24 protein-coding genes are annotated in these 26,054 nt (G+C 63.4%); 9 read left to right on the top strand and 15 right to left on the bottom strand.

What is annotated here, in order from left to right:
* The first annotated feature begins 167 nt into the window (after positions 1 to 167).
* Both E2A64_RS07195 and E2A64_RS07200 read left to right on the top strand, forming a co-directional pair.
* Positions 168 to 2,462, top strand: a complete 2,295-nt coding sequence (locus E2A64_RS07195) for a xanthine dehydrogenase family protein molybdopterin-binding subunit (protein WP_133283705.1) — start codon at positions 168 to 170, stop codon at positions 2,460 to 2,462.
* Positions 2,463 to 2,476: 14 nt separating this feature from the next.
* Positions 2,477 to 3,487 (top strand): DMT family transporter, encoded by a 1,011-nt coding sequence (locus E2A64_RS07200; protein ID WP_133283706.1) that lies wholly within the window; start codon positions 2,477 to 2,479, stop codon positions 3,485 to 3,487.
* A gap of 22 nt (positions 3,488 to 3,509) precedes the next feature.
* Here the strand turns inward: E2A64_RS07200 and E2A64_RS07205 are convergent, their stop codons facing one another.
* The 9 genes from E2A64_RS07205 to E2A64_RS07245 form a co-directional block, all read right to left on the bottom strand.
* A complete protein-coding gene (locus E2A64_RS07205) occupies positions 3,510 to 4,790 on the bottom strand; it encodes an MFS transporter (RefSeq protein ID WP_133283707.1) in 1,281 nt (426 codons plus the stop codon).
* Between the two features lie 181 nt (positions 4,791 to 4,971).
* A complete protein-coding gene (locus tag E2A64_RS07210) occupies positions 4,972 to 5,868 on the bottom strand; it encodes a uracil-DNA glycosylase (protein WP_133283708.1) in 897 nt (298 codons plus the stop codon).
* 118 nt (positions 5,869 to 5,986) lie between these two features.
* Positions 5,987 to 6,592, bottom strand: coding sequence for a 50S ribosomal protein L9 (gene rplI, locus E2A64_RS07215; RefSeq protein ID WP_133283709.1), 606 nt, complete (start codon positions 6,590 to 6,592; stop codon positions 5,987 to 5,989).
* A gap of 32 nt (positions 6,593 to 6,624) precedes the next feature.
* Positions 6,625 to 7,584, bottom strand: coding sequence for a YybS family protein (locus E2A64_RS07220; protein ID WP_133283710.1), 960 nt, complete (start codon positions 7,582 to 7,584; stop codon positions 6,625 to 6,627).
* Positions 7,585 to 7,752: 168 nt separating this feature from the next.
* The gene (gene rpsR / locus E2A64_RS07225; protein WP_133283711.1) at positions 7,753 to 8,001 is read right to left on the bottom strand and encodes a 30S ribosomal protein S18; all 249 of its coding nucleotides are present in this window, start codon (positions 7,999 to 8,001) and stop codon (positions 7,753 to 7,755) included.
* 12 nt (positions 8,002 to 8,013) lie between these two features.
* Positions 8,014 to 8,427, bottom strand: a complete 414-nt coding sequence (gene rpsF / locus E2A64_RS07230) for a 30S ribosomal protein S6 (RefSeq protein WP_133283712.1) — start codon at positions 8,425 to 8,427, stop codon at positions 8,014 to 8,016.
* Between the two features lie 404 nt (positions 8,428 to 8,831).
* Positions 8,832 to 9,878, bottom strand: a complete 1,047-nt coding sequence (locus E2A64_RS07235) for an aldo/keto reductase (protein WP_133283713.1) — start codon at positions 9,876 to 9,878, stop codon at positions 8,832 to 8,834.
* A 95-nt stretch (positions 9,879 to 9,973) separates the two neighbouring features.
* On the bottom strand, positions 9,974 to 10,924 hold the full coding sequence (locus E2A64_RS07240) for a calcium/sodium antiporter (RefSeq protein ID WP_133283714.1): 951 nt from the start codon (positions 10,922 to 10,924) through the stop codon (positions 9,974 to 9,976).
* Positions 10,925 to 10,930: 6 nt separating this feature from the next.
* Entirely contained in the window at positions 10,931 to 11,266 is a 336-nt protein-coding gene (locus tag E2A64_RS07245; RefSeq protein WP_133283715.1) for a hypothetical protein, read from the bottom strand.
* A gap of 268 nt (positions 11,267 to 11,534) precedes the next feature.
* Between E2A64_RS07245 and fabD the strand changes: the two genes are divergently transcribed.
* The 7 genes from fabD (at position 11,535) to gmk (ending at position 18,118) form a co-directional block, all read left to right on the top strand.
* A complete protein-coding gene (gene fabD, locus E2A64_RS07250) occupies positions 11,535 to 12,482 on the top strand; it encodes an ACP S-malonyltransferase (RefSeq protein WP_133283716.1) in 948 nt (315 codons plus the stop codon).
* Between the two features lie 39 nt (positions 12,483 to 12,521).
* Positions 12,522 to 13,259 (top strand): 3-oxoacyl-[acyl-carrier-protein] reductase, encoded by a 738-nt coding sequence (fabG, locus tag E2A64_RS07255; protein ID WP_133283717.1) that lies wholly within the window; start codon positions 12,522 to 12,524, stop codon positions 13,257 to 13,259.
* A 277-nt stretch (positions 13,260 to 13,536) separates the two neighbouring features.
* Positions 13,537 to 13,773 carry an acyl carrier protein gene (locus E2A64_RS07260; protein WP_133283718.1) on the top strand — a complete coding sequence of 79 codons (237 nt, stop codon included), beginning with the start codon at positions 13,537 to 13,539 and terminating at the stop codon, positions 13,771 to 13,773.
* Positions 13,774 to 13,892: 119 nt separating this feature from the next.
* Positions 13,893 to 15,155 carry a beta-ketoacyl-ACP synthase II gene (gene fabF / locus E2A64_RS07265; protein WP_133283719.1) on the top strand — a complete coding sequence of 421 codons (1,263 nt, stop codon included), beginning with the start codon at positions 13,893 to 13,895 and terminating at the stop codon, positions 15,153 to 15,155.
* 133 nt (positions 15,156 to 15,288) lie between these two features.
* Entirely contained in the window at positions 15,289 to 16,500 is a 1,212-nt protein-coding gene (gene mltG, locus E2A64_RS07270; RefSeq protein ID WP_133283720.1) for an endolytic transglycosylase MltG, read from the top strand.
* Between the two features lie 56 nt (positions 16,501 to 16,556).
* Positions 16,557 to 17,444 (top strand): YicC/YloC family endoribonuclease, encoded by an 888-nt coding sequence (locus tag E2A64_RS07275; protein WP_133283721.1) that lies wholly within the window; start codon positions 16,557 to 16,559, stop codon positions 17,442 to 17,444.
* A 2-nt stretch (positions 17,445 to 17,446) separates the two neighbouring features.
* Positions 17,447 to 18,118, top strand: a complete 672-nt coding sequence (gene gmk, locus E2A64_RS07280; RefSeq protein WP_133283722.1) for a guanylate kinase — start codon at positions 17,447 to 17,449, stop codon at positions 18,116 to 18,118.
* A gap of 14 nt (positions 18,119 to 18,132) precedes the next feature.
* Here gmk and rsmA read toward each other — a convergent pair whose 3' ends face one another.
* The 6 genes from rsmA to E2A64_RS07310 all read right to left on the bottom strand — a co-directional run bounded on the left by rsmA (position 18,133) and on the right by E2A64_RS07310 (position 25,856).
* Positions 18,133 to 18,978: a 16S rRNA (adenine(1518)-N(6)/adenine(1519)-N(6))-dimethyltransferase RsmA gene (rsmA, locus tag E2A64_RS07285; protein WP_133283723.1), complete on the bottom strand. Its 846-nt coding sequence runs from the start codon at positions 18,976 to 18,978 to the stop codon at positions 18,133 to 18,135.
* A gap of 29 nt (positions 18,979 to 19,007) precedes the next feature.
* Positions 19,008 to 20,042: a 4-hydroxythreonine-4-phosphate dehydrogenase PdxA gene (pdxA, locus tag E2A64_RS07290; protein ID WP_133283724.1), complete on the bottom strand. Its 1,035-nt coding sequence runs from the start codon at positions 20,040 to 20,042 to the stop codon at positions 19,008 to 19,010.
* A gap of 11 nt (positions 20,043 to 20,053) precedes the next feature.
* Positions 20,054 to 20,995 (bottom strand): SurA N-terminal domain-containing protein, encoded by a 942-nt coding sequence (locus E2A64_RS07295; protein ID WP_174235752.1) that lies wholly within the window; start codon positions 20,993 to 20,995, stop codon positions 20,054 to 20,056.
* A 174-nt stretch (positions 20,996 to 21,169) separates the two neighbouring features.
* Positions 21,170 to 23,464, bottom strand: coding sequence for an LPS-assembly protein LptD (locus E2A64_RS07300; RefSeq protein WP_133283725.1), 2,295 nt, complete (start codon positions 23,462 to 23,464; stop codon positions 21,170 to 21,172).
* Positions 23,465 to 23,556: 92 nt separating this feature from the next.
* Entirely contained in the window at positions 23,557 to 24,651 is a 1,095-nt protein-coding gene (gene lptG, locus E2A64_RS07305) for an LPS export ABC transporter permease LptG (protein WP_133283726.1), read from the bottom strand.
* The gene (locus tag E2A64_RS07310; protein WP_133283727.1) at positions 24,648 to 25,856 is read right to left on the bottom strand and encodes an LptF/LptG family permease; all 1,209 of its coding nucleotides are present in this window, start codon (positions 25,854 to 25,856) and stop codon (positions 24,648 to 24,650) included. Before E2A64_RS07310 ends, lptG begins: the two co-directional genes overlap by 4 nt.
* Positions 25,857 to 26,054 lie beyond the last annotated feature (198 nt).

Raw genomic sequence — 26,054 nt, forward strand, 5'->3', positions numbered from 1 at the left:
TCAGTAACCTTGATGTCCTAACGTAATATCTACATATGTCGCAATCCTTGAGGGGCGGGCCGTTTACCTTGGCCCTCGACAAAAGCCGGTGAAGTTATACATTCCACCGATACGGCATCCTCGAGCCATTCGCCATTGACCTGCTCAGAAGATTTCAGGACTCATTCATGACGGCTATACCGAAGTTCGGCGTCGGCGCTTCCGCGTTGCGCAAGGAAGACAAGCGATTCATCCAGGGGCACGGCACCTATACGGCAGACAAGAACCTCGATGGCCAGCTGTACGGCTATGTCGTCCGCTCGCCCTATCCGGCCGCGAGTTTCACCTTCGAGGATCTCGATATGGCCCGCGAGGCCGATGGGGTGGTCGCGATCCTGACGGCGGAAGATGTCGCCGACCTGGGGGCCGTTCCGGTTTTCACCGGCATCAAGCAGCCCGATGGCACAAGGCCGACACTTCGTCCGGCTCCGGTCCTGTGTGACGGCGAAGTGAAATATGTCGGCGACGCCGTGGCATATGTGGTGGCCGAAACGCTCGCGCAGGCGCAGGACGCCGCCGAGATGATCATGATCGACTGGCAGGAAAAGGACGCCAATGCCATTACGGCCAGGGCTCTCGATGAGGACGCGCCACTCGTCTGGGACGATGCCGCGGACAACCGCGCCTACCTCTACCAGATGGGAGACCGGGAGGCGACTGCCGCGGCCTTCGACAAGGCCGACAAGGTCGTCTCGATCTCCTTCCTGAACACCCGGCTGGCCTCCAACTACATCGAACCGCGCGCCTGCCTCGCCGAATGGAACGAGGCCGAGGGCTCCTTCACGCTCCACACCGGTTCTCAGGGCGTCCACCAGATGCGCGACGCGCTGGCGAAGAAGATATTCAGGATGGACGGCGACAAGATCCGCGTCGTCACCTCGGATGTCGGCGGCGGCTTCGGCACCAAGATGTTCATGTTCCGCGAATACCCGCTGACCATGGTCGCCGCGAAAAAGCTCGGCCGACCGGTCAAGTGGGTCTCCGATCGTACCGAGCATTTCATGGCCGACAGCCATGGCCGCGACAATGTCGTGGAAGCCGCGATGGCGCTCGACAAGGATGGCCGGTTCCTGGCTTTCAAAGCCCGGCTCACCGCCGCGATGGGCGCCTATATGGGCCAGTACGGCCCCAATATCCCGACCGGCGGCATCACCATGTCCACCGGTGTCTACGACATCCCCTCGATGGACGTCACCGTCGATGCCGTCTTCACCAATACGATGTCGGTGGATGCCTATCGCGGGGCGGGGCGCCCGGAAGCGGCCTACCTGATCGAGCGACTGGTCGACGAGTGTGCCCATGAGACCGGTATCGACAGGGCCGAGATCCGCCGCCGCAACTTCATCAGACCGGAACAGTTTCCCTATCACACGCCGGGCGGACGCATGTACGATGTCGGCGAGTTCGACGGTCACATGACCCGCGCGCTCGAAAAGACCGATTATGCCGGCTTTGCAGCCCGTCGCGCCGAAAGCGAGAAGAACGGCAAGCTGCGCGGCTATGGTTTCGCCACCTATATCGAAGCCTGTGCCTTCGCCGGATCGGAAGAGGCCCGGCTTGAACTGACCGAAGACGGCGAGATCATTCTCGACATCGGCACGCAGACCAACGGTCAGGGCCACGAGACGGCCTATGCACAGTTCATCTACGACCGGATCGGCATCGATTTCGACAAGATCATCGTGCGCCAGGGCGACACCATCCACCTTCCCAATGGCGGGGGCACCGGAGGGTCGCGCTCCATTCCCCTGGGCGGTGTTTCGGTCGATGCGGCGAGCGAGAAGCTTGCCGAGAAGATGAAGAAGATTGCTGCCGACGAACTCGAGGCAGCGCCTGCCGATATCGAACTCGTGGACGGCGTTGCCCGCATCGTCGGCACAGACAGGTCGATGGATTACTCCGCGCTCGCCAGGGCTGCTAGGGATGAGGCTGACCGCAAGGCCGACGCCGATATCGCGCAGGACGAGAACACCTATCCGAACGGAACCCATGTCTGCGAGATCGAGATTGACCGGGAAACCGGCTTGATCGAGGTGGTCAACTATTCCGTGGTCGACGATTTCGGCATGACGGTGAACCCGACGCTTCTGCTCGGCCAGGTCCATGGCGGCATCGTTCAGGGCATGGCGCAGGCGCTCGCCGAGGAAGTGGTCTACGAACCCGAGGGGCAGCTGACGACGGCGAGTTTCATGGATTACGCCATGCCGCGCGCCGACGGCGTTCCGTTCTTCGAGTTCGAGACCCGCAACGTGCCGTCGACGACCAACAAGCTCGGTATGAAGGGCGCCGGTGAAGCCGGAACGATCGGCGCGTGCCCAGCGGTCATGAACGCCGTCGTTGACGCGCTCGGACACGCAAAAGGCATCCGCCATGTGGAAATGCCGGTGACCCCGCTCAAGGTGTGGCAGCTCCTCAACGGCTGACCACGGGAATGGCAATGAAATCCGAACAGGTTCCGGCCGGCGCCGGCGCGCCGACGGGCGCCCATCAGGCGCCGGCGCTGAAGACACCCGAGCCGGGAGGCAGTTCGCCGCTCTTCGGCATCGCGCTCAAGCTGATGTCGCTCGTCTCCTTCATGGCGATGATCACGATCATCAAGCTGGCGGGGCAGGAAGAGATCCCGCTGGGCGAGATCGTGTTCTTCCGCTCCGCCTTCGCCACGCTGCCGGTTTTCGCCTACATGATCGCGCGCGGGGTTTTCGTGCAGGCATGGAAGACGCAGCATCCGCTCGGTCACGCCTGGCGTGGTCTTGTCGGCTCGGCTGCGATGGCCTGCAATTTTCTCGGGGTCATGTTGCTGCCGCTCCCCGACGCGATCGCCATCGGCTATGCCATGCCGCTGATGACGGTGATTTTCGCGGCGGTGTTTCTTGGCGAGAAGGTGCGGCTCTTCCGCTGGACGGCGGTGGCCGTTGGCATTTTCGGGGTCCTGATCATTTCATTGCCGAAGGTCACTCTCATCGAGAGCGGACTTGGCTCGGGAGAGGCTCTCGGGCTCATCGCCATGCTCGGCTTTACCGTGCTGGCGGCTGCCGCCGCGATTCAGGTGCGCCGGCTGGTCCTCACCGAGCAGACCTACACGATCGTGCTCTATTTCTCGCTCAGCGCGACAGTCCTGTCGCTTCTGACCTTTCCGCTCGGCTGGGTCATGCCCGATCCGCTGACGCTGGTTCTCCTGATCATTGCGGGCATCTGCGGGGGCGGAGCGCAGATCCTTCTCACCCAGAGCTATCGTTATGCCGATGTTTCGACGATCGCGCCGTTCGAATACGGCTCGATCATCTTCGGTCTGGCGATCGGCTATTTCCTGTTCGGGGAAGCCCCAACGCTGTCCATGCTGATCGGGACCGCGATCGTGGTCTCCGCCGGCATCGCGATCATCTTCCGCGAACACCGCCTCGGGCTGGAGCGCAAGGCCCAGCGCAGACTGGTCACATCGCAGGGCTGAGCCCCTTGGTTGAGCTCTTCGCCTAGGCCGTTGCCTCGTCGGCTTCCTCGTCCTCGCTCTGGCCCCACTCCGGATCCGAGCGCGGATCGAGTTCGGTCGTCTGCGGCGTCGTTTCCTGGCCGGGCAGGGTGGCCTGGAATTCGCCGCGCTCTTCTTCCGGCATTTCCTCGCGGCGGGTGATGCGCCAGGCGGCATAGCTGCCATAGGCAATAAAGAAGACCAGCAGCGAAATGAAGAAGCCGGCAGGACCGGACGAATCCATCGCCGCACCCGCAATCAGCGGCCCGAACATGGCGCCGACCCCGTAAATGATCATCAGTCCGGACGAGATGTCGACGAATTCGTCGGGCTCGGCGCGGTCGTTGGCATGGGCGACATTGAGCGCGTAGATCGGATACAGCACGGTGCCGAGCAGGAACATGCCGCCGAAGAAGACCCAGCGCGATTCCGCGCCGAAGAGCGCTGCGATGAGGCAGGCGACCGAGCCGATGCCACCGGCAACGACCATGACGCGGCGACGGTCCATCCGGTCCGATGCGCGGCCCAGCGGATACTGGAAAACCGTGCCGCCGATCATGGCGGTCGCGAGCATGGTGGCGCCTTCCGCCGTCGACAGGCCGGCCAGCGAGGCGAAAACCGGCGCCAGACCGTTCCAGATGCCGCCGATCAGGCCGGTCATCACCATGCCGACAACAGCCGCCGGAGAATTGCGGAACAGGCGCGGAATGTTCATCCGGACCTGGTGCAGGGGCTGCGGCGACTGGGCGCTCGACAGCGAGGTCGGCATGATCGCGAAGGAGTAGATGACGGCTGAAATGATGAAGAGCGTCGGCAGCAGCGGATCGCCGAAGGGGACCATGTACTGGCCGACGGTCAGGCCACCCATCGTGACGACCATGTAGACCGAGAACAGCGCCCCGCGGTTCTCGTTGGTCACCTTCTCGTTGAGCCAGCTCTCGATGATCATGTAGCTCCCGGCAAGCGCGAAGCCGGTCATCCCGCGCGAGATGATCCAGATCGTCGGATCCACCACCAGCACGTTGAGAAGCTGTGAGACCGAGAGCATGGTCACCATGACGCCGAAGACGCGCACATGGCCCACGCGTCGCACCAGACGCGGCGAGATCACGCAGGAGGCGGTGAAGGCCACCGCATAGCTGGTCGCCATCAGCGAGATGACGAGTGTCGGCCAGCCTTCGGCGACCGCGCGGAGCGGAATGACGTAGCCGGAAAGACCCGCTGCAACAAGCACGAAGAAAGTGGAAAGTAGCAGTGCGCCGACCGGGGCGATGGTGCTCATCATAAGGCGGATATCCCGGTTAGATGCGTGTTGCGTTTTCAAGTTCTCCCATGAGGATTTTGCCATTGCGCCGCAAGTAAAAAGTGCGCGCCCACGACACTCTCGGGGAAAATCCCGACATGGTGCGGTGGCAACGGGCGAGGCGATTCTCGTCTTGATCGAGTTGGCGGGGCGAGGCGGTCTTCTAGCGGGTGGCGCCGAGCTTGTCGGACAGGGCGAGAAGGTCGGCCCAGGCGAGTTTCTTCTGCGCCGGACTTCTCAGCAGATAGGCCGGGTGCAGGCTCGGCAGTGCAGGAATGGCCAGTTCGTCGCGCTCATAGGTCTGAAACCTGCCGCGGATCGAGAGAATGCCCTTGTCCGTCTTCAGGAGCGCCTTGGTCGGCACATTGCCGAGGAAGAGAAGCACGTCGGGCTTGATCAGTTCGATATGGCGTTCTGCGAATGGCCGGCAGAGTTCGACCTCGTGCGCCGTGGGCGTTCGGTTGCCTGGCGGGCGCCAGTAAATGACATTGGTGATGCACACGCTCGTCCGGTCCTGGCCGATGGCCGCGAGCATCCGGTCGAGAAGCTGGCCGGCGCGGCCGACGAAGGGAAGGCCCTGAAGATCCTCGTCCCGGCCCGGCGCTTCGCCCACAATCATCAGCCTGGCTTCGGGGTTGCCGTCCATGAAGACCGTGTTGCGCGCCGAATGCTTGAGGTTGCAGCCATTGTAGTTCTCGAGCGCGGCCTGGAGTTCGGCGACCGTGTTCGCGGCTTTTGCCGTGGCCCGTGCATCCTCGAAGGCTGCGGCATCCGGAACGGTGAGCTGCTGCGGCGCGCCGGGCGGCTTGGGGGTGGGTTGTCTGGCCGCCCCGTTCTGGCCCGGCGACTGGCGACCCCGATCCTGCTGGGTGGCCTGGGCGCCGCTGCCGGCCGGACGTGCGGTCGCACGCGCGGCCTGCCGCTTTCGCGCCTCTTCCTGGCTTTCGGCAAAGCGGTCGACCGGCAAGTCCTCGAGCGGCGTGTCCACGCCGGCATCGGCATAGAACATCATCAGCGCCTCAAGCGCACCTGCATCTGTCGGCTCGGTGGAAACGGTCATGTTCCCCTTCTACGACGATGGGCGGCGCGGGGGAAGGGGAGAGCTGCGGGGCAGACCGCAAAAGAAAACGCCCGGGCCTGAAGACCCGGGCGTTCTGGAAGACATGCGAGTGAGCCGATCAGGCCTGCTCTTCGCCTTCGGCGTTTTCTGCGTCGTCGTCTTCGAAGTCCGGGTCGTTGGCGGCAGCTTCCGCGGCCGCAGCGGCTTCGTCTTCGTCAACGCCGTAGATGGCATCAGCCGAGGTGAGGTCTTCACCCTTGGACTGGCGCTCTGCTTCATCGGCCGAACGGGCGACGTTGAACTCGATGGTGACGACGACGTCGGGGTGCAGGGCAAGATTGACGGCATGGATGCCGATGGTCTTGATCGGGTTGTTCAGGTCGACCTGGCTGCGGCCGATGGTGAAGCCCTGCTCGCTGAGGATGGCGACGACGTCACGGGCGGCGACCGAACCGTAAAGCTGACCGGTTTCGCCGGCCGAACGGACGACGATGAACGACTTGCCGGCAAGCTTCTCGGCAACCGTTTCGGCTTCCGACTTGCGCTCGAGGTTGCGGGCTTCGAGATCCGCACGCTGCGCTTCGAAGCGCTTCTTGTTGGCTTCGTTTGCGCGCAGCGCCATGCCGTGCGGCAGAAGGAAGTTGCGGGCGTAGCCGTCGCGGACCTTTACGGTCTCGCCCATCTGGCCGAGCTTGGCGACGCGTTCGAGGAGAATGACTTCCATTTTCAGAGTCCTTTCGTGGTGATTCTTTGAGTTCAGGATTTCGGTTGGTTGGGTGTCATGGTCGCCAGACGGCCTGTGGCAGTCAGTCCGAAGACCAGGAAGAGGATGAGCGGCAGGGTGAAGAGGATCACCGCCATGTAGGCGAGCCAGATCGCGATCGGCCGCCAGGGCTTGCCGCGTGTCATGAAGTGCATCAGCGCAAAGCCCGAGAGAACGAAGCCTGCGCCGAACGACCCCATGATCACCCAGCCCACGAGATCGTAGGGCGCGGGTGCAAGCAGCGTGATCACGATGCCGATGCCGAAGGTGTAGAGCGAGGTGCGCGGCATGCGCAGCTGTGCCGGCACGTCCTCGCGCGGACGCTTGGCCCGGCCCGACATCGAGACGATGCCGCGGGCGATGTAATACATGCCGAACAGGATGCCGACCCAGGTGGCGCCCTGCACCAGCGGCAGCATGACCCGCATCAGCGCCTTCATGTCCTCGATGCTCGCCGCGTCGAGCGTCAGGCCCTGATTGCCTTCGTTGAGGATCTGGACGAAGGAATCGACCAGCTCTCCGGCAAGCTCGGGGCCATAGCCCATGACCGCGCCGAGAATGACGAGCACGACGGCGACGATCATGCAGATCTGCGTAACGATATCGGAGAGCGGGTACCAGGCCAGCTTACCTTCCGGTCCGCCGATCTCCTCGGCGGGGCGCGCCAGATTGCTCAGGTGGGCGATCCACGCAGCGGGGCCGAGCGAGGTCAGGGCTGCGGACAATGCGGCAAGGGGCCCGGACATGGTGGCGATGACGGCGGTACCGCTGACGACCGCGATGATCGAAGCCAGGTTCGACCAGCCGAGCCCGGCGATCAGAACGGGCAGCGAGGCGGATGCGATCAGAAGCATGGCCATGTATGACGGCGCGACGGCACCCGCCAGCAGGAGCGCGGATGCGATCCCGGCAATCAGGCCGACTTGGGCCGATATGGCTTTGGTGTCTTGCATGTCGCTGTCCTGCGGTGCGCAGTTAGGGGCGGGCGTCAGCCTCAGGGCCCCAACTTGGTTTTAGCTTTGCTCCTGTTTCGCGGCCTCCCGCGAAAAGGAAGTTCGGGTGGTCCGAAGTCCGCCCGAAAGAGGCATGACCGGCGATCCGTGGATCGCCGGCAGATCAGCTTAGCTGATGACGTAGGGCAGCAGGCCGAGGAAACGGGCGCGCTTGATCGCCTTGGCGAGTTCGCGCTGCTTCTTCTGGCTCACGGCCGTGATGCGGGACGGGACGATCTTGCCGCGCTCGGAAACGTAGCGCTGCAGAAGACGGATGTCCTTGTAGTCGATCTTCGGAGCGTTGGCACCGGAGAACGGGCAGGTCTTGCGCCGGCGGTGGAACGGGCGGCGCGTCGGGATCTGGTTGATATCGACCATGATTGTCTCTCCTTAGTCGCGCGGACGGCGCGGGCCACGATCACCACGATCGCCACGGTCACCGCGGTCGCCACGGGGGCCTCGATCGCCACGATCATCACGATCGCGCTTCTGCAGCATGGCCGACGGGCCTTCCTCGTGAGCTTCGACCGACACGGTCATGAAGCGCAGGATGTCTTCGTTGAAGCGCATCTGGCGTTCCATTTCCTGGACAGCCTTGGCCGGTGCGTCGATGTCCATCAGCGCGTAATGGGCCTTGCGGTTCTTCTTGATCCGGTAGGTAAGGGACTTGAGGCCCCAGTTTTCGATACGCCCGACCTTGCCGCCATTTTCCTCGATGATGCCCTTGTAGGTGTTCACAAGTTCATCGAGCTGCTGGGCGGATACATCCTGCCGGGCAAGGAATACGTGCTCGTAAAGCGCCATGATTTCTTTGCCTTTCTTGCGTTTGTTTCACCCGGATCGGCGCTAAGCCCCAGCGACTTGCCTGTCGGTTTGCACCGCGCAAGAAAGACGTTTCGAGACGGTCGTGAGCGGAGACACGGGAGGCCGGGGCACTTCTGCCCCTGCAGGCTGACTGCCAGCCCTCCGTTCAGCCACCAGCCGATTGACCGGGTGTTCGAACGGGCTGGCCTATACGCGCAATGTCGCTGGATGGCAAGGGCAATCGCTCCAATGCCCGGATATGCGAAGGGCGGCCGACGAACTGGGCGCTGCAATTCTCAACCGCTTCGTCGCCAGCCGCCGGGAGAGCGCCGGCCCTGAAAGAGAGCCGGTCGCCTCCTGATCGAAGGGCGGGATCGTCCCGTCCTGTACTGGTGTCACCCGGTTTACATCGGCATCGGATGCGCGCGGCGTGCGGCTTCGATGTCGGCCAGCACTTCGTCCGACAGCTTCACGTCCACCGCACCGAGACAATTGTCGAGCTGATCCATCGTCGTGGCGCCGATGATGGTCGAGGTCATGAAGGGACGGCCCATGCAGAAGGCGAGCGCCATCTGCGCGGGATCGAGGCCGTGCTTCCCGGCGACCGCCAGATAGGCGTCGGTCGCGGCCTTGACGTCGGGGGTCCAGCGTCCGCCGAGATTTTCCACGCGCGAGCGGCGAGAATTTTCCGGAACCGAGCCGTCCTGGTATTTGCCGGTCAGGATTCCGGCGGCAAGCGGCGAATAGGTCAGAAGCCCGACGTCCTCGTGATGGGCGACCTCGGCGAGATCCAGGTCGAAATGCCGGCAGAGCAGGTTGTATTCGTTCTGTACCGAGGCGACGCGCGGCAGGCCGTTGTCCTCGGCGAGCCGGATGAGCTGCATGATGCCCCAGGCGCTGTCGTTGGAAACGCCGTAGGCGCGGATCTTGCCGGCCTTCACGGCATCGTCGAGACCGCGCAGCGTGTCGAGGAGATCCTCGAGCATCTTGCGGCCCTTGGGCTGACGCGAAGCGTCGAAATTCCAGTTCTTGCGGAAATGGTATGAGCCGCGATTGGGCCAGTGCAGCTGGTAGAGATCGATGTGATCGACCCCGAGACGCTCGAGGCTCATGTCGAGCGCGCGGGTGATGGAATCGCGCGAAATATCCTCGCCGCCGCGAATCCACTCATTGCCGTTACCGGTGATCTTGCTGGCAAGAATGATCTCGTCGCGCTTTCCGGACTTCCTGAACCAGCTGCCGAGAATTTCCTCGGTCTTGCCCTGGGTGTCGGCCCGCAGGGGGCAGGTGGGGTAGAGTTCGGCGGTATCGAAGAAGTTCACGCCGGCGTCGAGCGCGCGGTCCATCTGGGCGTGGCCTTCGGCCTCGGTATTCTGTTCGTCGAAGGTCATCGTGCCGAGGCAGATTTCGCTCACGGTCATGCCGGTGCGGCCGAGCGGGTTCATTTTCATGTCAGGAATTTTCCGGTTGGTCGGGAGTGGTGTGCAGCAAGATAAGGGCTGAGCGGTCGAGATCAACCCTGCCGACCGCTCAGCTCAGGCCAGGCTCATGCGAGCAGCAGCCAGCCGGTATAGCCACAATAAAGAACGAGGAGCGCGATCCCCGCCAATCGACCGATTCCGCGGCCCGCGGCGATCAGTCCGGCCAGCGCGACGGCCGTGAGAACCATCACGGGAATGTCGATGGATGCCATTCCCGCTGAAATGCCGACCGGTGAAATCAGCGCCGTGATCCCCAGAATGCCGAGAATGTTGAAGACGTTCGAGCCGATGACATTGCCGAGGGCGACGTCGCCGTGCCGCCGGATGGCGGCGGCAACCGACGTTGCGAGTTCCGGCAGCGAGGTCCCGACGGCAACCACGGTCAGCCCGATGGTCGCCTCAGACAGCCCGAATGCGCGGGAGATCTCGATTGCCGAACCCACCAGCCAGTTGGCGCCGAGAAACAGCGCGACGAGCCCTGCAAGCATCGAAGCCGCCGCAATCGGCATGGACCGCCGCCAGGCGGGAAGCGTATCGGGCTGCTCGTCGCCCGCTTCACCCATGCCGCTGCGCGCCGCATAGGTGAGATAGCCGATGAGCATCAGCAGCATGGCGCCGCCGGCAATCCGTTCGACGCCGCCCCAGATGCCGAGTGCGACCATCAGCAGGCTGGCTGCGAGCATCGCCAGGAGATCGCGCCGATAGGCGATGAACTTCGCGGCGATCGGGGCAATCAGGGCGGCCACCCCGACGATCAGCAGGATATTGGCGATATTTGATCCCACCACGTTGCCGATGGCGATGTCCGGCGCTCCATCGAGCGCCGCTTTCACCGAAACGACGAGTTCCGGCAAAGACGTGCCGAAGCCGACGATGGTTACTCCGATCAGGAGTGGCGGCATTGAAAAGCGGCGGGCGGTCGTCACCGCGCCCGAAACGAGCGCCTCGGCGCCCAATGACAGCAGGACAAGGCCGCCGAGAAGACCCGGCAGCGTCGAGATGAGGGCTGTGGACATCTGGCGTCAGGCGTCCAGCGCGTCGGCTTCGGGCTTGGGATCGGGATAGCGTTCCGCCGCGATCGCCATCTCGACCAGCTTCCAGGTGGCCCAGAGGGCGGGCACGAGGATCAGGGCGCCGAAGACGACCTGGATGACCATGCCGTGGCCGATGAAATCGACGGTCGCCCAGTAGAGCAGCATGGCGACGAGCCAGATTTCCGAACCGATCAGCACGATCGCGCCGGAGGCCAGCGCAAGTGCCGCAATCAGGCTGCGGCGAACCGGCGGGGCTTTTTCCATCACCTTGATGCTGGAGGAGGCGGTATCCGGGCTCTGACCGGCGGAGGCGGGATGCGGCATGGCGACAATCCGAATATGGCGCTGCTGAAATCGAGCGCTGCGTGCGAATAGATGAGCGCGCATTGCGGCGCTTTCAAGTGGGGTCTCTGCGGGAGCACAAAATAGTCGTGGTTGGGTGGTGGGAAACGGTTTGAAAACTTGCATGGCGGCTCCATCGCCTTGACATTACCTTCGGGAATGTCGATGGAACGCGCCCAAACGAACAAGCGTTTGCCGGCAGACCCGCAGGGATTTCCGGCAATCAGACAAAACCGATAAGGGAGACGTCATGGCGCGCGCATTCACTTTTCCCGGTCAGGGAAGCCAGACCGTCGGCATGGGCAAGGAACTTGCCGAGACTTTCGCAGAGGCGAGGGCGGTCTTCGATGAAGTCGACGAGGCCCTGGGCGAAAAGCTCTCGACCGTCATGTTCGAGGGGCCCGAGGAGACGCTGACGCTCACCGCCAACGCCCAGCCGGCCTTGATGGCGGTATCGATGGCCGTCATGCGCGTGATCGAGGCGCGCGGCCACAGGCTCGAGGACCTCGCCTCCCATGTCGCCGGCCACTCCCTTGGCGAATATTCGGCTCTCTGCGCCGCCGGCACCTTCTCGCTCGCCGATACCGCCCGTCTGCTGCGCATTCGCGGCAACGCCATGCAGTCTGCCGTCGCTCCCGGCGAGGGCGCCATGGCTGCCATCATCGGGCTCGAGGCTGCAGACGTTCAGGCCGCCTGCGAGGAAGCTGCCGCAGGCGATGCGGTCTGCCAGATCGCCAACGACAATGGCGGCGGACAGCTCGTCATCTCCGGAATGAAGCCCGCCGTCGAGCATGCCGCCCGCATCTGCACCGATAAGGGCGCCAAGCGCGCCGTCATGCTGCCCGTGTCCGCGCCGTTCCATTCGGCCCTGATGCAGCCCGCTGCCGACGCGATGCGGCAGGCGCTGGCCGACGTGTCGAAGAAGGCGCCCGTCGTCCCGGTCATTGCCAACGTCCGTGCCGCCCCCGTCACCGATCCCGAAGAAATCGCCGAACTGCTCGTCGAGCAGGTGACCGGCCAGGTTCGCTGGGCCGAGACCGTTGCCTGGTTCGCGGCAAACGGCGTCGACACGCTGGCCGAGGTCGGTGCCGGCAAGGTGCTCTCGGGTCTTGCCCGCCGCATCGACCGCAACCTGAATTCAGTGGCTCTCGGAACGCCGTCGGACATCGACGCCTTCCTTGCAAGCCTCGAAAGCTGATAGTTTTACGTAAGAACCGACCCTGAAAGGGATGATCCCATGTTCGATCTGACCGGCCGCAAGGCCCTCATCACCGGCGCTTCCGGCGGTATTGGCGAAGCGGTGGCCCGCGCGCTCCACGCGCAGGGCGCGATCGTCGGCCTCCACGGGACCCGCGTCGAGAAGCTCGAGGCGCTGGCCGCCGATCTCGGCTCCAACTGCCATGTCCTTGCCGCCAACCTGTCGGACCGCGCCGAAGTGGCTGCCCTCGGCAAGCGCGCCGAGGAAACGCTCGAAGGCGTGGACATTCTCGTCAACAATGCCGGCATCACCCGCGACGGCCTGTTCGTGCGGATGACGGACGAGCAGTGGGACGACGTCATCGAGGTCAATCTCGGTTCGGTCTTTCGCCTCACCCGCGAACTGGCTCACCCGATGATGCGCCGCCGCCACGGCCGGATCGTCAACATCACCTCGGTGGTCGGCGTGACCGGCAACCCCGGCCAGGCCAACTACTGTGCCTCCAAGGCCGGCATGATCGGCATGTCCAAGAGCCTCGCGCAGGAAATTGCCAGCCGCAACGTCACGGTCAACTGCGTGGCGCCCGGCTTCATCGAATCGGCGATGACGGACAAGCTCAACGAAAAGCAGCGTGGCGCGATCATGGGCGCGATCCCGATGTCGCGCATGGGAACCGGGGCTGAAGTGGCCTCGGCGGTATCCTATCTGTCGTCGAACGAGGCGAGCTACGTGACCGGCCAGACGATTCACGTCAATGGCGGCATGGCGATGATCTGATATGCGCGAGGGGGCGGCTTGGGCCGGTCCCTTCGCAATACTGGCGGGGAACGTGTATTACAGGGTTAATTTTCGGCTTTTCCCGGCAAAAGAACCGTGTTACGTCCCGCCGACCATGGCGCGGAACCGGCGGCAACCGGGGAACATGGATGCTTAATCCACAGTCCTGCCCTTGCGGGCAGCGACCCGGCAAACTAAAAGTCCCGCCGAACTTGATTGGTAGTGCCGACGCCTTTAAAGGGCGTTGGAGTAACTTGGACAGGTTGAGGAAACCGTTATGAGCGATATCGCAGACCGCGTTAAGAAAATCGTTGTCGAACATCTGGGCGTTGAGGAAGAAAAAGTCACCGAAAGCGCAAGCTTCATCGACGATCTCGGCGCGGACTCGCTTGACACTGTCGAGCTCGTCATGGCCTTCGAAGAAGAGTTCGGTATCGAAATTCCGGACGATGCGGCCGACACCATTCTGACCGTCGGCGACGCTGTCAAATTCATCGAGAAGGCCCAGGCCTGATCCATCCCGACCGCCGGACGGATATGCGTATCCTCCGGCGGTTTTGGATTCCGGTGGCAACTTTCCCGTGAGGGAATAGTTTAAACACCGCAGCATCAGATTAATCCGGACCTGAATAGATGAGACGCGTTGTCATAACCGGCACTGGGCTGGTCACACCGCTTGGATGCGGAACCGAGATCACCTGGAAACGACTTCTGGACAGCCAGAGCGGCATCGGCCGCATCACCTCCTTCGAGGTGGACGATCTGGCCGCACAGATTGCCGGGCAGATTCCAACGGATCCTGCGGACGAGGGATATTACAATCCCGACGACTGGATGGAGCCGAAGGAGCAGCGCAAGGTCGATCCCTTTATCGTTTACGGCATGGCAGCCGCCGAGCTGGCGCTGAAGGATGCAGGCTGGAAACCCGAAACCGACGAAGATCAGATCGCCACCGGCGTGCTGATCGGATCGGGTATCGGTGGTCTCGAAGGTATCGTCGAGGCCGGCTACACGCTGCGCGACAAGGGCGCACGGCGTATTTCCCCCTTCTTCATTCCCGGCCGCCTGATCAACCTGGTCTCCGGTCAGGTTTCGATCCGCCACAAGCTGCGCGGTCCGAATCATTCCGTCGTCACGGCCTGTTCGACCGGTGCGCACGCCATTGGCGATGCCGCCCGTCTGATCATGCTCGGCGACGCCGACGTGATGGTCGCCGGCGGTGCTGAATCGCCCGTCTGCCGCATCGCGCTCGCAGGCTTCGCCGCCTGCAAGGCCCTGGCAACCGACTTCAACGACCGGCCTACCGAGGCATCGCGCCCCTATGATCGCGACCGTGACGGTTTCGTCATGGGCGAGGGCGCGGGCATCGTCGTTCTCGAAGAACTCGAACATGCCAAGGCCCGCGGCGCCAACATCATCGCCGAAGTGGTCGGTTACGGCCTTTCAGGCGACGCCTACCACATCACGGCACCTGCCGAGGACGGCGACGGCGCCTATCGCTGCATGACGATGGCGCTCAAGCGCGCCGGTCTCACGGCCGCGGACATCGACTACATCAACGCCCATGGCACCTCGACCATGGCCGACACGATCGAACTCGGCGCAGCCGAGCGTCTGCTCGGCGGTTCGGCTTCCAAGGTCTCCATGTCGTCGACCAAGTCGGCGACCGGTCACCTTCTGGGGGCCGCGGGTGCCATCGAGGCGATCTTCTCGGCGCTCGCCATTCGCGACAACATCGTTCCGCCAACCCTCAACCTCGAAAATCCCGAGGTGGAGACGAAGATCGACCTGGTTCCGAAGGTCGCCCGCAAGCGTCAGGTGGATGTTGCGCTGTCCAATTCCTTCGGCTTTGGCGGCACCAACGCTTCGCTGGTTCTGCGTCGCTATCAGGATTGATCCGCAAACGTCGATTTGCGGTGCGTTATCCCTATCTTTCAGACCGAATCCACGCGTATGCCCATTGCGCGGCAAACCGGCTTTTTGCCACATTGATCCCTGAAATTTCGGGGATTCGAAATGAGGATGCGACGTGACTGAATCCAACCACGCCAACAAGGTAACTTTCGGACGGGCCAGCGCCGACAAGAGCCAGGACGAGGGCGCTTCGGGCCAGGCCAAGGGTCCCATCGTCCCCGTTTCTCCCTCCCAGGCCCTCAAGCCGGAAAAAGTGCCGCCGCCGCCGAAGCGCTCGCGCCGGGCGCGCAGCCAGGTCGTGATATTCCTCAACTTCATCATGACGATGATGATCTTGGTCGCGGTCGCGGGCGTCGGCCTGTTCTGGTACGGCAAGACCGAATTCGAGGGCGAAGGCCCGCTCGAGCAGACGACCGCCTTCATGGTCCCCGAAGGCGCCGGCTTCAACCAGATCGCATCCTCGCTCGAGCAGCGCGGCATCATTTCGGATCAGCGCGTGTTCCGCGTCGCGGGCCGCACCGTCATGGGCGACGACACGATCAAGGCCGGCGAATACGAGATCAAGGCCCATGCCTCCATGCGCCAGATCCTCGACCTGATGCGCGACGGCCGGTCGATCCTGCACTCCTTCACGATCCCGGAAGGCTATACCACCTATCATATCATCGAAAAGCTGCGGGAAGAACCGCTCCTGACGGGCGATCTCCCTCAGGACCTTCCCGAGGAGGGCGACCTGCTGCCCGAAACCTACAAGTTCTCGCGTGGCGCCGAACGCGCCGACATTCTGGCCCAGATGGAACGGGCGCAGACCCGCGCTCTCGACCAGATCTGGGACCGCCGCGATCCGGACCTGCCTCTCGAGAGCAAGGAAGAACTCGTCATCCTTGCCTCGATCGTTGAGAAGGAGACCGCGCGGGCCGACGAGCGGCCCCGTGTGGCCAGCGTCTTCTACAACAGGCTTGCCAAGGGCATGCGGCTGCAGTCCGACCCGACCGTGATCTACGGCATTTTCGGCGGTGAGGGGAAACCCTCCGACCGGCCGATCTACAAGTCCGATCTCGAAAAGGACACGCCCTACAACACCTACACGATAAGCGGCTTGCCGCCGGCTCCGATCGCCAATCCGGGGCGTGAATCGATGGAGGCCGTGGCCAACCCGTCGCGCACCGAGGATCTCTATTTCGTCGCGGACGGCTATGGCGGGCACACATTCGCCAAGACGCTCGACGAGCACAACGCCAACGTGGCGCGCTGGCGCAAGCTGATGCGCGAGCAGGAAGCCAAGGCGAAAGCCGATGCGGCCGGTCAGGCCGAGGGGAGCCAGTAGGCGGTCGAGCGCGCGCGGCTTGCCGCGCCGTCGATGCCGCCCTGGATGGAGGGAGCATGTCGGTACAATCCATGACCGGGTTCGCCCGGTCTGAAACCCGCTGGAACGGCGCCCGGTTCGTCTGGGAGATCCGCTCGGTCAACGGCAAGGGTCTCGATGTCCGCATGCGCCTGCCGCAGGGCTTCGAGGCGCTGGAAGTTGCCGCCCGAAAGGCTGTCTCGGATGCGTTTGCCCGCGGCAATATGCAGGTCACGCTCCAGGCGGGCGAGGGCGCGCAGGCGATCGAGGCGGTGGTCAACGAAGAGGCGCTCGAAGCCGTCATCGGTCTCGTCGAAAAGCTCGGTGACCGCATCGATGCCCGGAAGCCGACGCTCGACGGGATTCTCAATATCCGCGGCATTCTCGAACTCCGGGAACCCGAGCTCGAGGCCGGTCAGCGGGCCGACCGCGACAAGGCGATCCTCAACGGGCTCGACGAGGCGATCAAGGCGCTGGTCGCCATGCGCGAGCGCGAGGGCGCCGAGATGGTCCGCGTTCTGTCCGGCCAGGTCGACCGTATCGCAGAACTTGCGGATGCCGTCGAAAACAGCCCGGCGCGCTCCCAGGAGGCTATCAGGGCGCGCCTGGCCGAGCAGGTTGCCAATCTTCTCGACGCCCACCAGAGCCTCGACATGGACCGTATTCACATGGAAGCGGCGATCCTGGCGACGAAGGCCGATCTGCGCGAGGAGATCGACAGGCTCAAGGCCCATGTCGGCGCGGTGCGCGAACTGCTCGCCGAGGGCGGTCCCGTCGGTCGGCGGCTCGATTTCCTGGCGCAGGAATTCAACCGCGAAACCAATACGATTTGCTCCAAGTCGAATGCCGCTCAGGTGACTGCCATCGGCCTTGATCTGAAGGTGCTCATCGATCAGTTTCGCGAACAAATCCAAAATCTGGAGTGACCATGTCCGGCATCAGCCCCGACGAACTGCCTTCAAACCGCATCAAGCGGCGGGGCCTCATGCTGGTCCTGTCCTCGCCCTCGGGCGCAGGCAAGTCCACCATTGCGCGCAACCTGCTCGATACGGACCGGCAGCTCAGCCTGTCCGTCAGCGTCACCACCCGCCCGCGTCGCGGCAGCGAGATCGATGGCGTGCATTACCACTTCCTCACCGAGCGCGAATTCACCCGCATGCGCGACAACGACGAATTGCTGGAATGGGCCGAGGTCCACGGCAATTTCTACGGCACGCCGCGCGAGGCCGCCGAGCGTGCCATGTCGGAAGGCCGCGACATGCTCTTCGACATCGACTGGCAGGGCGCGCAACAGCTCCAGGAACGCATGTCCGCCGACGTCGTCTCCATCTTCGTGCTGCCGCCCTCGATGGCAGAACTGCGCCTTCGCCTCAACCGCCGGGCGGAGGATACCGCGGAAGTCATCGAGCGCCGGCTCGCCAATGCGCGCGCCGAAATCGAGCACTGGCGCGAATATGACTATTGCGTGGTCAACGACGATCTCGAGCGCGCCTATGATGCGGTGAAGGCCATCGTGCAATCGGAACGTCTGCGCCGCGATCGTCGACCGGGCCTGTTCGAATTCGTCTCCGATCTGCTCAAGGAAACCGACCGCAACTGACGGCAGCGCAGGCCTCAGCCGCGCCGCTGGTTCTGGGGGCGCGCCAGCAGGCAGAACTCTTCCAGTGAAAGCGTTTCCGCCCGCCGTGTGGGATCGATTCCCGCGGCTTCGAGCAGCGCTTCCCCTCCTACCGGCTTCAGGCTCTGGCGCAGCATCTTGCGGCGCTGGCCGAACGCTGCCTGCGTGATCCGTTCCAGGTCTGCAAGCGCGCAGGGCAGGCGGGTCGCTTTCGGTGTCAGGTGAACGACGGAGGAGGTGACCTTCGGCGGCGGGTTGAAGGCTTGCGGCGGAATGTCGAACAGGATCTCGGTGTCGGCGATCCAGCCGGCCAGCACGCCCAGCCGCCCGTAATGGTTGGATCCCGGCCTGGCGACGATGCGCTGGCCGACTTCCTTCTGGAACATCAGCGTCATGGAGGCCCAGAACGGCTTTTCGACATCGCGCGTGAGCCAGTTGATCAGAAGCTGCGTGCCGACATTATAGGGAAGGTTGGCGACGATCCGCACCTTCTCGCCCGCTGCAAGCTCCGCCAGATCCACCTTCAGCGCATCGCCCTCGATGACCTCCAGCTTTCCAGGATAGTGATCGCCGATCTCGGCAAGCGCAGGCAGGCAACGTGTATCGCGCTCGATGGCGATGACCTTCCTGGCGCCGGAGGCGAGAAGGGCGCGCGTCAGACCGCCGGGGCCGGGGCCGATCTCGATGGTCACGTGATTGTCGAGCGATCCCGCCGAACGCGCGATCTTCTGGGTCAGGTTGAGGTCGAAGAGAAAGTTCTGGCCGAGCGCCTTGAGCGCATCGAGCCCGTGCCGGGCGACGACATCGCGCAGCGGTGGCAGACCGTCGAATGCAAGGCTCATGGGGTATTGCTCACGGGAAGGTCCACGGCCTAGTCCTGGCGCGCTGCGGCTTCGCTGGCCGCCATGCCCGCGGCCATCAGGATTGCCGCAATCAGGCTGTCGGGGCGCGCCTTGCCGGTTCCGGCGATGTCGAAGGCGGTCCCGTGGTCGGGCGAGGTCCGGATGAAGGGCAGGCCGAGCGTCACGTTGACGCCGTCGTGGAAGCCGAGCGTCTTGACCGGGATGAGTGCCTGGTCGTGATACATGCAGATCGCCGCATCGTAGGTCGCGCGTGCCTCCTCGTGGAACATGGTATCCGCGGGCAGGGGGCCGTAGCACAGGATGCCTTCCGCCTGCAGCTGCGAGACCGCGGGACGGATGACCTCCTCGTCTTCCATGCCCAGCGCTCCGTTCTCCCCGGCATGCGGATTGAGACCGGAAACGGCAAGGCGGGGGGCGCGAATGCCGAAACGACGCTCCAGCCCGTCGGCGAGAACCCGGCCGGTCGCCACGATGTCCTCGGTCCTGAGCGCCTTGGGAACCCTGTTGAGCGGGATGTGGATGGTCACTGGGGCAACGCGGAGATACTGGTTGGCCAGAAGCATCACGGGCAGGAGTTCGACCCCGGCCCGCTCTGACGCGAGAGCACCCAGATATTCGGTGTGGCCCGGAAACTTGAAGCCGGCGTCATAGAGAACGGACTTGGCGATCGGCGCCGTGACGACGCCATCGACCCGCCCCTCGCAGGCATATTCGACCGAGAGGCTTATCGTCTCGATGACGGCTCGACCGTTGGCCGGGGTCGGATTGCCTGCGGAAACGGCTTCCGGGTAGTGCACGGGTGCCACCGGAAGGGCTGCGGCGAAATGGGATGCCGCCTCCTCCGGCGAAGCCTCGACCAGCGGAACATCGAGGCCGAGCGCATGTGCCCGGCTCTTCAGAACCGCAGGATCGCCGACGACGATGAATGCCGGGAGGCGGGCCGGTTCCCTGCGTGCCCAGGCCATGAGCGCGATATCGGGGCCGATTCCGGCCGGGTCGCCCAAGCTCAGCGCAAGAGTGCCCGATCCGTCTTCGGGTTTCATAGCAGCCTGTCCTAGCGGTTCGAGATCACCGCGCGCTTGCGCAGTTCGTCGAGATACTTTTCGGCATCGGCGCTGTCACCGGCGCCATCATCGTTCTCCGCCTGGAAGACCATGGCGGCGGCCACGTCGTCAGAGACGGTCTTCGACGAGCAGATCGCAATGAACTCGATGCCGCGATCCGTCTGGCGGGTCCGCGTGGTGCCGCCGGACTTCGTGCTTTCGATCGCCTGCTTCCAGTCACCCGGCAGCTGCGGCTGCAGAACGCGCCCCAGGTCTCGCACCGTCACATCCTTGAGGCTGCGGACCATGTCGTGGGTGGCGCTGCAATTGGAGAACTGGCCGCGCATCCGCTCGGCTTCGCCCTGGCGTGCGCCCAGATAGGAACTCGACCGCTTGTTCTGCGGCACCACGAAGATGACCTGCTGGAGAATGTATTCGGTCGTCGAAGGCTTCGATCCGCCCTGTTCGAGCATCTTGGACACCAGATCCTGCGTCGACGAGCTTTCGGAACCGTAACGGGCCTTGACCATGCGCGGCCAGGTCATCTGCACGCGGATGAAGTTCTTGAAGTGCTCGGCGGTGACGCCGGCCTGCGACAGGACCTGGGTAAGCTGCGCCGTCGACATCTTGTTGTTGGCGGCGAAACGCTGGAAGGACGCCTCGACCTGAGCATCGGGGATGGCGGCACCCACCCGGTTGGCTTCCTGCATCTTCAGCGCTTCTTCCGTCAGCTGCTTGCGTGCCTTTTCCTGAAGGTTGCCGCTCTGGCGCTGCAACCGGAGAAACGCCACGCGCCGTGACAGGTCGACGCTGGTAATGGCCTGCTTGTTGACCACGATCTTGATTTCGCTGGCTGCCTGCGCAGGGGCGACGACGGCCGGACCTGCAAGGGATGCGGTTACCATCGCCGCGAAAAGGCAGCGGGCAACGCGACTGACGGGCGCTGAAATCATCTCGAGTATCCTTTTCTGTCCGGCTCCTCCGCCGGTCTCTCATCTGACACCGTTCGCAGGGAAGGTGTCAGCTCTGATTGCCCGCCTCATTCGCCCCTACTTGCGGCGAAAGGATGACGGCGCCGGAGGCTGCCATCGGTCTTCGCCGCCCAGGCGGACGCGTTAACTGTCGTGTCAGAATGTTTTCCCGGTCGCGTCGCCGTAGTCAAGGTCTCCGAGGGTGCGGAGGCTGAGACGAGCGCCGATGCTCCACTTCTTGGGATCGCTCACATAGCTCGGCTTGCGCTTGTAGACGATGGTCAGGGCAACGCACTCGTCCTCATAGGCCACGCCGACGGAGGAGGTGGAGAAGCGGTTGTCGACGAGATCGTAGCCGGACGCGCCGAAGACGCGCCAGTTTTCCGCAAACCTCAGGCTGAGCGAGCCGTTGATACCGGAGCGGTCGACTTCCGAGCCGTAGCCGGGTGACCCGGCAGGACGCTGGGCATTGATGTCGGAATAGGTGATCGCGCCGCTCAGCTTCTCATGGGTGAACATGGCGGTCAGGTCGGCGCGCTCGACATTGAAGTCGTCCTTGTCGAATCGGGCACTCGCCGAGAAGCCGACGCCGACCGGTAGCTCGATGCCTGCATAGCCGACGAAATCGGAAGCGTCCTCTTCGAGGCCCGAGTTGTTGCCGGCATAGGTCAGGCTGTCCACGGCGAAGGAGTTCAGCCCCGCCAGCTGGTAGGATTGGCCGAACAGCCCATGTGTCGTGACGCCGTTGTCGAAGGTACCGGTGTAGCGGAAACCGAGATTGGCGCGGGTGCCGCCCTCGATCCGGTCATAGCCCGAGAACTTGTCGCGCTCGAACAGGCTGGTGGCATCGAAAACGAAGCTCTGCGCATCCTCGTTGGGAAGGCCGCCGGCGAGCCTTTCGTCGTTGCGCACGAAGACCTGCGCGATCGGCTCTATCACGTGGCTCGACGAGTGTGCCGTGACGAGAAGGGGATAGCTGGCTTCGAGGCCGGCAGTCAGCATGGCGCGTGCGGCGCTGTTGCTGTCGGATAGCGTATCAGCCGTCGAGGTGGTGTCGAAGTGATTGAGGTCGCCGCGCGCCGCCAGGATCGGCGTCAGGCGCAGCCCGCCCTCGGTGGTCAGCGTCCGCTTCCACTCCAGTTCGGCGGTGGCGCGCTCGTTGGAACCCTCGATGCCGCGGTAGATGTCGTCGACGACATATTCACGCTTGCGGCTGATCGACTGGCCGTTGACGTCGAGAGAGAGTTCGCCGCCGGCGACCGGCTGCGAGAAGATCTTGTTGTAGTCGATGACCGGATGAACGCGGGCTTCGCGATCCTCACGGAAATCGGCCATGTCACGGCCGAGATAGCTGTTGTCCGTGCCGTATGACGTCACGCTGCCGTCGTAGATGCGCCCATCGCGAATATCGACCCAGAACGCCCGCGCATCGAAGTAATTACGCTTGCCGAGGCCGGTCAGGTAGATCTCGGATTTCTGCCGGTCGTCGTCAAATCCGTCGATGGCGTAGGTCTGGGCGAAGGCCGGGTCCGATTCCCACATCACCTTCCAGCCGAAGGCCCAGCGTGGGTTGATCTTGAAATCGCCGGTCGTACCGATCAGTCCGCGTTCCTCTGCGGCGCGGTCGACGGCGGCCGTGACCGGATCGAACTCGTCCTGGCCGGTCTGGGAAATGCCCGCCGCACGCAGCGTCACGATGCCGTTCTCGAAACGTTTGCGGAATTCGGTATCCAGCAGGAAGCCCTGATTGGTATAGCCCGATGCCTCGATCGTCACGTCCGCGCTCTGTCCGAGCGTCAGGAAGTAGGGAACGCGTGCCCATGTGCCGAGAGCGTCATCGCTGCCGAAGGACGGGGTCAGGAAACCGCTTTTGCGCTTGCGGTCGAAATCCGGCACTTCCAGATAGGGCAGGTAGGCGATCGGCATGCCGAACAGCTCGAATCGCGCATTGCGCAGCTTCACCGTGCGCGTGCGCTCGTCCTGCACCACCTTTTCGGCTTTCACCTGCCAGATGGGGGCCTTTTCGGGGTGCTCCTTGCACGGCTCGCAGGCCGTGTAGACGCCATTGTTGAAGGTCGTCTCCACACCGCCGCGGCGTTCGGCGCTCTCGGCGGCGATACGCGTGTCATCCGGCGTGACGATCTGCAAAGCGTTGACGAAGCCATCGGCGAAGTCATCGGTAATGTCGATCTCGTCGGCGGAAATCTTGTTGCCGTCCGGCTCGAGGATCTGCACGCGGCCATAGGCGCGCATCCGGCCGGTCTGCTGGTCGTATTCGACGCGATCAGCCACGAGATTGTAGCCCGAATAGTCGATCTGCACACCACCGGTGGCGATTACCTTCTCGGTGTCGTTGTTGTAGATGAGTTCGTTTGCGGTGAGCATCATGCGCGCATCGGCGGGGGCATCGATACTCGGGACGGATTGCGCAAAGACGGGCGAGGGCGCCATTGCACCCACCCCGGCAAAAATCGCGCACGCAGCCGCACTGGCGCGCAATACCCCATTCAGAGCTGATTTATCAAATCGGCTCAATGCACTCACTATCCGTCCTCCTTGTGGAGAAGCACCGTCGTCCCCAATGAAGCCGCTACCACTACGGGCAGCCAGGCAGCAACAACGGGAGGCAGGGTTCCAGCCTCGCCGAAGGCCTGTATGACTTCGGAAACGACATAAAGCACGAAGCCGGCGAGGATGCCACCCAGAATCACAGCCATTGATTGACCGAACCTTACGAATCTCAGCGAGACCATGGCCGCAATCAGCGTCATTGCCGAGAATAGTGCCGGAAGTGCAACAAGTCGGTGAAATTGCATGGCGTATCCGTCGGCCGACACGCCATAGGAGCGGGCGGCGGCGATTTTCCCGGGCAGCTCGTAGATCGATATGGAATCGGGCGGCACGAGTGATTCGTCGAGAAACTCCGATGAAAGGTTGGTCGGCACCTCGATGGCCTCGAGTGCTTCGCGCGGCGCACCTGCCCGAAAACGGGTGACGTCGGTCAGCAGCCATGCCCCGTCGCCGAGTTCGGCCTGCTTGGCTTCCAGCCGGTCGAGCGGCTCTCCTTCGGCATCGAAGCGGATGAAGGTCGCATCTCCGAGCCGCGTGCCGCCATCGGCGCTGACTTCCGCGGAAATGATCGTGTCACCCTCTTCGGTGTGCTGCCTGAAGAAGGGCGGCCCCGTGTCTTCTGCCGGCTGTGCCGAGCGCATGCCGGTATCGAGCATCACATTGTCTTCGATCGAGTTCGAATTCGTGGCCAGCGGATTGAGCAGGAAGATCGTTGCCAGGCCCAGGATAAGGTTGGCGACGAGCAAGGGCGCGAGAAACTGCCAGGCGGACACCCCGGAGGCCCGTGCGACCACCAGCTCGTATTTCCGGTTGAGCTGCATCAGGGTGGCGATGGACGCAAGAAGCGCGATGAAGGGAATGGCGGTCTGCACCACGAGAGGTACCCGCAGCAGCGAGATGTAGAGCCCGAGACCGATCGTGTAGCCCGGAGAACTCGAAAGCCGCCCGGCCGTCTCGTTGAAATCGACGAGAAGGATGATGAGCACGACGGCGAAGAAATAGCCGGTGAAGGTCTTGAGATAATGGCGGAAGAAATACCGCCAGAGGGTTCCGGGCACGATGCTCATCTCACCTTCGCTTCCCGCCGCAACTTCCGGCGATAACGGGCTTCCAGCTGTTCGTAGAGCTTCGTGACCCGATGCGTGACGATGGCGATGCGGCGTGAAATGGCGGACGGCATGCGCGGCGTTGCGCCGGTGGCGGCCAACAGGAACGATATGGCCGTGGCGGCTACCGGTACGGCAAAGGCGGCAAGATACATGGCGGTGGACTGGCCGGCCTCCTCGGCGGAGTAGAAGCCGAAGGCACGCAGCAGCACCACGCCGCCGACGACGCCGACGATGCTCTGCACCTTCTCCTGCCGGTTGGTCACGGCCTTGCCCATATAGATGAAGGCGAGGAAGCCGAAGGCGAGCGGATAGAGCCAGCCGGTCATCCGTTCGACGACTTCCTTGGAGATTTCGCCGGGATACCGTTTCCGGAAGAAATCGTCTTCCGGCGGGTTCAGCAGATAGGGCGTCGATTGTTCACGCGGCCGGAAGATCTTGCGGTCGCCGGTGCTCGGCAGGAAGGACGACAGGTCCAGCGCATAGGAATCGAAGGTGACGATCGAGATGTTGCCGGACTTCGTGTCGCGCTGCTGGGCCTGCCCCTCGGCAAGTACCAGAAAGCGCTCGTCGGCCACCTGAACCACGCGGCCGCGATTGGCGAAATACACCAGGTCGGTGTTCTCGCTGCGCCGGTCGGACAGGAAGATGCCGCCAAACTCCCCGCCGGGAAACATCTCGTCGATATGGACATACAGGCCGTCGCTCAGGCGCTGGAAGCTGCCCTTTCGCACCGCGAGCGACAACAGGTCGGCGGAGGCTGCGGCAAGCGTATCGCCGAACGCCCGGTTCGCCCTCGGCTCCAGCACGTTGGCGCTGGCAAAGGTCAAAGCTGAAATGAGAACCGACAGCGCGAGAATGGGACGCAGGACGACCCACTGGCCGGCACCGGCGGACTCCATCACCACCAACTCGGAATCCGAGTTCATGCCGTTGAGCACCTGGGTGATCCCGATGAGAAGCGCGAACGGGGCGACGATCGAAAGCACGCTGGGAATGAGGAAAATGGTGATCTTGCCGAAGGCGAGCAGCGCCTGTTCGCTCGATGTCAGGATGTTGAGCCGCAACAGGACCTGAGTGGTCAGCACCAGAAGGGTCGCCGAAACCAGCGACCAGAAGGTCAGAACCGCCATGCGCCGGAAAAGATAGCCTTCGAACTCTCTCATAGACCCTTGTTTCGTCAGTCACACGCCGGAGGACGTTCTGGAACGGCGCACGGGCGGGTAACGCCCCCGCCTGACAGTGTCAATCGATCCGGTCTCCCCATTACAAATGAATTTGGCTAATTGTGAGGTAACAAACAGGGTTAACCAAATCCCACTTTTCCTGTTACGGGAATTCGCCCCGTGGACTTTTCGCGCGAA

Source organism: Pseudohoeflea suaedae (assembly GCF_004354915.1).
Lineage (GTDB): Bacteria > Pseudomonadota > Alphaproteobacteria > Rhizobiales > Rhizobiaceae > Pseudohoeflea > Pseudohoeflea suaedae.

What these genes read in the sequence shown, in the direction of transcription:
- E2A64_RS07195 (WP_133283705.1), top strand. Translation starts at nt 168, where the DNA reads ATGACGGCTATACCGAAGTTCGGCGTCGGCGCTTCCGCGTTGCGCAAG.
- E2A64_RS07200 (WP_133283706.1), top strand. Translation starts at nt 2,477, where the DNA reads ATGAAATCCGAACAGGTTCCGGCCGGCGCCGGCGCGCCGACGGGCGCC.
- E2A64_RS07205 (WP_133283707.1), bottom strand. Translation starts at nt 4,790, where the DNA reads ATGATGAGCACCATCGCCCCGGTCGGCGCACTGCTACTTTCCACTTTC.
- E2A64_RS07210 (WP_133283708.1), bottom strand. Translation starts at nt 5,868, where the DNA reads ATGACCGTTTCCACCGAGCCGACAGATGCAGGTGCGCTTGAGGCGCTG.
- rplI (WP_133283709.1), bottom strand. Translation starts at nt 6,592, where the DNA reads ATGGAAGTCATTCTCCTCGAACGCGTCGCCAAGCTCGGCCAGATGGGC.
- E2A64_RS07220 (WP_133283710.1), bottom strand. Translation starts at nt 7,584, where the DNA reads ATGCAAGACACCAAAGCCATATCGGCCCAAGTCGGCCTGATTGCCGGG.
- rpsR (WP_133283711.1), bottom strand. Translation starts at nt 8,001, where the DNA reads ATGGTCGATATCAACCAGATCCCGACGCGCCGCCCGTTCCACCGCCGG.
- rpsF (WP_133283712.1), bottom strand. Translation starts at nt 8,427, where the DNA reads ATGGCGCTTTACGAGCACGTATTCCTTGCCCGGCAGGATGTATCCGCC.
- E2A64_RS07235 (WP_133283713.1), bottom strand. Translation starts at nt 9,878, where the DNA reads ATGAAAATGAACCCGCTCGGCCGCACCGGCATGACCGTGAGCGAAATC.
- E2A64_RS07240 (WP_133283714.1), bottom strand. Translation starts at nt 10,924, where the DNA reads ATGTCCACAGCCCTCATCTCGACGCTGCCGGGTCTTCTCGGCGGCCTT.
- E2A64_RS07245 (WP_133283715.1), bottom strand. Translation starts at nt 11,266, where the DNA reads ATGCCGCATCCCGCCTCCGCCGGTCAGAGCCCGGATACCGCCTCCTCC.
- fabD (WP_133283716.1), top strand. Translation starts at nt 11,535, where the DNA reads ATGGCGCGCGCATTCACTTTTCCCGGTCAGGGAAGCCAGACCGTCGGC.
- fabG (WP_133283717.1), top strand. Translation starts at nt 12,522, where the DNA reads ATGTTCGATCTGACCGGCCGCAAGGCCCTCATCACCGGCGCTTCCGGC.
- E2A64_RS07260 (WP_133283718.1), top strand. Translation starts at nt 13,537, where the DNA reads ATGAGCGATATCGCAGACCGCGTTAAGAAAATCGTTGTCGAACATCTG.
- fabF (WP_133283719.1), top strand. Translation starts at nt 13,893, where the DNA reads ATGAGACGCGTTGTCATAACCGGCACTGGGCTGGTCACACCGCTTGGA.
- E2A64_RS07275 (WP_133283721.1), top strand. Translation starts at nt 16,557, where the DNA reads ATGTCGGTACAATCCATGACCGGGTTCGCCCGGTCTGAAACCCGCTGG.
- gmk (WP_133283722.1), top strand. Translation starts at nt 17,447, where the DNA reads ATGTCCGGCATCAGCCCCGACGAACTGCCTTCAAACCGCATCAAGCGG.
- rsmA (WP_133283723.1), bottom strand. Translation starts at nt 18,978, where the DNA reads ATGAGCCTTGCATTCGACGGTCTGCCACCGCTGCGCGATGTCGTCGCC.
- pdxA (WP_133283724.1), bottom strand. Translation starts at nt 20,042, where the DNA reads ATGAAACCCGAAGACGGATCGGGCACTCTTGCGCTGAGCTTGGGCGAC.
- E2A64_RS07295 (WP_174235752.1), bottom strand. Translation starts at nt 20,995, where the DNA reads ATGATTTCAGCGCCCGTCAGTCGCGTTGCCCGCTGCCTTTTCGCGGCG.
- E2A64_RS07300 (WP_133283725.1), bottom strand. Translation starts at nt 23,464, where the DNA reads ATGGCGCCCTCGCCCGTCTTTGCGCAATCCGTCCCGAGTATCGATGCC.
- lptG (WP_133283726.1), bottom strand. Translation starts at nt 24,651, where the DNA reads ATGAGCATCGTGCCCGGAACCCTCTGGCGGTATTTCTTCCGCCATTAT.
- E2A64_RS07310 (WP_133283727.1), bottom strand. Translation starts at nt 25,856, where the DNA reads ATGAGAGAGTTCGAAGGCTATCTTTTCCGGCGCATGGCGGTTCTGACC.